Origin of the sequence: Neisseria sp. 27098_8_112 (assembly GCF_041433235.1) — a bacterium.
Classification (GTDB): Bacteria; Pseudomonadota; Gammaproteobacteria; order Burkholderiales; family Neisseriaceae; genus Neisseria.
Genome location: NZ_JAPWBB010000032.1, coordinates 1 through 5117, shown reverse-complemented (window position 1 = coordinate 5117; position 5117 = coordinate 1). Strand labels below are relative to the sequence as shown.

Annotated in this window: 3 protein-coding genes; all 3 read left to right on the top strand. The window is 49.8% G+C overall.

Annotated features, from left to right (window positions below):
- A partial coding sequence (locus O3682_RS11565) for a glutamate racemase (protein WP_526023253.1) occupies window positions 1-351 on the top strand: 351 nt, incomplete at its 5' end.
- Between the two features lie 137 nt (window positions 352-488).
- Window positions 489-2267, top strand: a complete 1779-nt coding sequence (locus O3682_RS11560; protein WP_371510168.1) for a transferrin-binding protein-like solute binding protein — start codon at window positions 489-491, stop codon at window positions 2265-2267.
- Between the two features lie 86 nt (window positions 2268-2353).
- Window positions 2354-5083: a lactoferrin/transferrin family TonB-dependent receptor gene (locus O3682_RS11555; RefSeq protein ID WP_371510167.1), complete on the top strand. Its 2730-nt coding sequence runs from the start codon at window positions 2354-2356 to the stop codon at window positions 5081-5083.
- The last annotated feature ends 34 nt before the right edge of the window (window positions 5084-5117 follow it).

Sequence of the window (5117 nt, the reverse complement as noted above, 5' to 3'; positions counted from 1 at the left end):
ACCGATGCGGAAGGTTGGTTGAAACATGAAGTTACCCGCCTGATCGTATGCGAATACCTCAAACCATTGCTTGCAGACGGCATCGATACGCTGGTGTTGGGCTGCACGCACTTTCCCTTGCTCAAGCCCTTAATCGGTAGGGAGGCGGGTAATGTCGCGTTGGTTGATTCTGCAATTACGACGGCTGAAGAAACAGCACGCGTCCTTGCGCAGGAGGGATTACTCAATACTGACAACAATAATCCCGACTATCGTTTTTATGTCAGCGATATTCCTTTGAAATTCAGAATGATAGGCGAACGTTTTCTGGGTAGGACGATGGAGCAGATTGAAATGGTGTCTTTGGGTTAGGCAAGGTTTGCTCAAACACCCGCATATCCGGAGTAGGGATGTGCGGGTGTTTTTTGTGAAGGTACGTCAGAAAATGTTTGCAAATTACATTTTAAGTTAATAAAATATAAACTATTATCATTTTTAAAAAAGTTGATATGAAAAATTCACTTATTGCCCAAGCAGCCGGTATCCTGCCTGTGCTGCTGCTTTCTGCCTGCGCGGGCGGCGGCAGTTTCGATTTGGACAGCGTGGAAACGAAACAGCACAACCCGCAGTCCGAAGCACCGAAATACCAAGACGAACAGACTGAAAAACCGGTAAAACCCGATGAAGCGCAGGCGGCGGAAAACGACCGTCCGGTTTACGGTTTTGCAGCCAAAATACCGCGTCGGAACTGGCACCCGAAAAATAAAGAAGATCATAAGGCATTATCAGAAGCGGATTGGGAGAAATTAGGTACGGGTGAGCCGGGTGAGTTTCCCCAAAAGAATGAGATTTTTGCGATGGATAAGGGTACGCTGAACGAATCCATCACAACGGGCGACGGCAAAAGCCGCGTGGAAGGATACACGAAATTCAAGTATGTCCGCTCGGGCTATATCTACCGCAACGGTGCCAATAAAATCGATCCCAAAAACAATATCGCCCTTTTCGGTCCGGACGGCTACCTTTTCTACAAAGGCAGCAATCCTTCCCAAGCTCTGCCGACGGGCAAGGCGATTTACAAAGGTACTTGGGATTATGTAACCGATGCCAAGGAAAAACAGAAGTTTCCCCAGTTGGGTAGTCCGCCAGCGGGGGATAGGTACGGGGCTTTGTCTGCCGAGGAAGCGGATGTGTTGCGCAATGAAAGCGAGGCACCGAAAGGTCAGACCGATTTCGGGCTGACCAGCGAGTTTGAGGTGGATTTCGCCGCCAAGACTATGACCGGCGTGCTCTACCGCAATAACCGGATTACCCATAACGAAACCGAAAATAAAGACAAGCGGGTCAAGCGATATGATATTAAGGCGGATCTTCACGGAAACCGTTTTAACGGCAAGGCGTTGGCAGCTGATAAAGATACTGAGAACGGTCATCCCTTTGTTTCTGATTCTGATAGTCTGGAAGGTGGTTTCTACGGGCCTCAGGGCGATGAGTTGGGCGGCAAGTTTTTGGCAAACGATAAGAAAGTGCTTGCCGTATTCAGCGCGAAACAGAAAGACGGTGCAGAAAAACCATTGGCTGAAACCTTTATGGACGCTTACCGCATCGGTGCAGATTTTGTGAAAAAACAGATAGACAGCTTTGGCAACGTGGCCAAACTGCTGATTGACGGCGTAGAGCTTGCGCTTGTGCCGTCCGAAGGCACTCAGACGGCATTCCAGCATGTATTTGAGAAAGACGGTGTGAAGGTGTCGGTATGCTGCTCCAATTTGGATTACCTGCATTTCGGGGTGTTGGAACACGGCGGTTCGCACGATATGTTCCTGCAGGGCAGCCGTACGCCGGTTTCCGATATGCCTGTAACGGCGGGAGAGGCTGTATATCGCGGTACATGGTCGGGTACTATTGTTAATGGTACGAGCTGGAGTGCCGAACCTTCCAATAAGGAAGGCGGTAACCGGGCGGAGTTTAAAGTTAATTTTGCCGAGAAAACCCTCAACGGTATGCTGACGGCGAAAGACCGCATTGCCCCCGTATTCACCATCACTGCCACGATTCAGGGCAACGGTTTTTCAGGTGTGGCGAAAACCGGTGAAAACGGCTTTGCATTAGATCCGAAAAATACCATCGATCCGAAACGGACGAATATCCGTGCAGATGTGTCCGGCGGCTTCTACGGCAAAACCGCCATTGAGATGGGCGGATCGTTCTCCGGAAATACATTGGAGGGAGAAAGCGGCAAGGCGGCAGTGGTATTCGGTACGAAACGCCAACAGCTTGTCCGGTAAACTGGTCTGCCGGTTGACAGAGGAAAGTTCTTCAGACGGCATATCGGCTTTAAATGCCGTCTGAAGGCAGTAAGTAGAGAAATGATATGAAACAGCAACATTTGTTCCGATTAAATATTTTATGCCTGTCGCTGATGACTGCGCTGCCTGCTTATGCGGATGTTTTACCGTCTGGACAAGTGTGGGAAAAGCAGCTCGATACCGTGCAGGTCAATGCGAAAAAACAGAAAACCCGCCGTGATAACGAAGTAACCGGGCTGGGCAAGCTGGTCAAATCTTCCGAGACGCTAAGTAAAGAACAGGTTTTGAATATCCGAGACCTGACCCGTTACGATCCGGGTATTGCCGTGGTCGAACAGGGTCGGGGCGCAAGTTCCGGCTATTCAATACGCGGCATGGATAAAAACCGCGTTTCCTTAACGGTAGACGGCGTTTCGCAAATACAGTCCTACACCGCGCAGGCGGCATTGGGTGGGACGAGGACGGCGGGCAGCAGCGGCGCAATCAATGAAATTGAGTATGAAAATGTTAAGGCCGTTGAAATCAGCAAGGGTTCGAATTCATCAGAATACGGAAACGGCGCATTGGCAGGTTCGGTCGCATTTCAAACCAAAACCGCAGCCGACATTATCGGAGAGGGAAAACAGTGGGGCATTCAGAGTAAAACTGCCTATTCTGGAAAAGACCATGCCCTGACACAGTCCCTTGCGCTTGCAGGACGCAGCGGCGGCGCGGAAGCCCTCCTTATTTATACTAAACGGCGGGGGCAGGAAATCCATGCGCATAAAGATGCTGGTAAAGGTGTGCAGAGTTTCAACCGGCTGATGCCGGTCGAGGATACCCATCCGTACGCAAATTTCATTGTCGAAGAGGAATGTTCCAATGGATATGCGGCCTGTAAAGACAATGCGAAAAAAGATGCTTTGGCCAAAGATGAGCGCAAAACCGTCAGTACGCAGGATTATACCGGCCCCAGCCGCTTCCTTGCGGACCCGCTTGAGTATGGCAGCCAATCATGGCTGTTCCGACCGGGTTGGCATTTGGACAACCGCCATTATGTCGGAGCCGTTGTTGAACGTACGCAGCAGACCTTTGATACACGGGATATGACTGTTCCTGCCTATTTTACCGAGGCCGATCTAAATGAAAGTGTCCGGAGAAACGGTACGCCGAGCGGCTTTGGCAAATATTCGGGCAATAATAAGGCCGAAAGGCTGTTTGTTCAGGGAGAGGGCGGTACATTGCAGGGTATCGGTTACGGTACCGGCGTGTTTTATGATGAACGCCATACTAAAAACCGGTATGGGGTCGAATATGTTTACCATAATGCTGACAAGGATACCTGGGCCGATTACGCCCGACTTTCTTATGACCGGCAAGGTATAGATTTGGACAACCGTTTGCAGCAGACGCATTGCTCTCACGACGGTTCGGATAAAAATTGCCGTCCCGACGGCAATAAACCGTATTCCTTCTATAAATCCGACCGGATGATTTATGAAGAAAGCCGAAACCTGTTCCAAGCAGTATTTAAAAAGGCATTTGATACGGCCAAAATCCGTCACAATTTGAGTATCAATCTAGGGTACGACCGCTTTAAGTCGCAATTGTCCCACAGCGATTATTATCTTCAAAACGCAGTTCAGGCATATGGATCGAAAATCCCGGAAGGGGCGCAGTCACCCAACGGAAGCCAAGGCAAACCGTATTGGGTGTCTATCGGCAAGACCACGGTCAATACATCGCCGATATGCCGTTTCGGCAATAACACCTATACAGACTGCACACCGAGGAATATCGGCGGCAACGGTTATTATGCAGCCGTTCAAGACAATGTTCGTTTGGGCAGGTGGGCGGATGTCGGAGCAGGCATACGTTACGATTACCGCAGTACGCATTCGGAAGATAAGAGTGTCTCTACCGGCACTCACCGCAACCTTTCTTGGAACGCAGGCGTAGTCCTCAAGCCTTTCACCTGGATGGATTTGACTTATCGCGCTTCTACGGGCTTCCGTCTACCGTCATTTGCCGAAATGTACGGCTGGAGAGCCGGGGAGTCTTTGAAAACGTTGGATCTGAAACCGGAAAAATCCTTTAATAGAGAGACAGGTATTGTATTTAAAGGGGACTTCGGCAATTTGGAAGCCAGCTATTTCAACAATGCTTATCGCGACCTGATTGCATTCGGTTATGAAACCCGAACTCAAAACGGGCAAACTTCGGCTTCTGGCGACCCCGGATACCGAAATGCTCAAAATGCACGGATAGCCGGTATCAATATTTTGGGTAAAATCGATTGGCACGGTGTATGGGGCGGGTTGCCGGACGGGTTGTATTCCACGCTTGCCTATAACCGTATCAAGGTCAAAGATGCCGATATACGCGCCGACAGGACGTTTGTAACTTCATATCTTTTTGATGCCGTCCAACCTTCACGATATGTATTGGGTTTGGGTTACGACCATCCTGACGGAATATGGGGCATCAATACGATGTTTACTTATTCCAAGGCAAAATCTGTTGACGAACTGCTAGGCAGCCAGGCGCTGTTGAACGGTAATGCCAATGCTAAAAAAGCAGCATCACGGCGGACGCGGCCTTGGCATGTTACGGATGTTTCCGGATATTACAATATCAAGAAACACCTGACCCTGCGCGCAGGCGTGTATAACCTCTTCAACTACCGGTATACCACTTGGGAGTCTGTAAGGCAGACTGCCGAAGGAGCGGTCAATAGGCACAATAATGTCGGCAGGTATAACCGCTACGCCGCACCGGGACGAAATTACACCCTGACTTTGGAGATGAAGTTTTAACCTAAGCAACCGTGCATCAAGGCAATAGGAGACC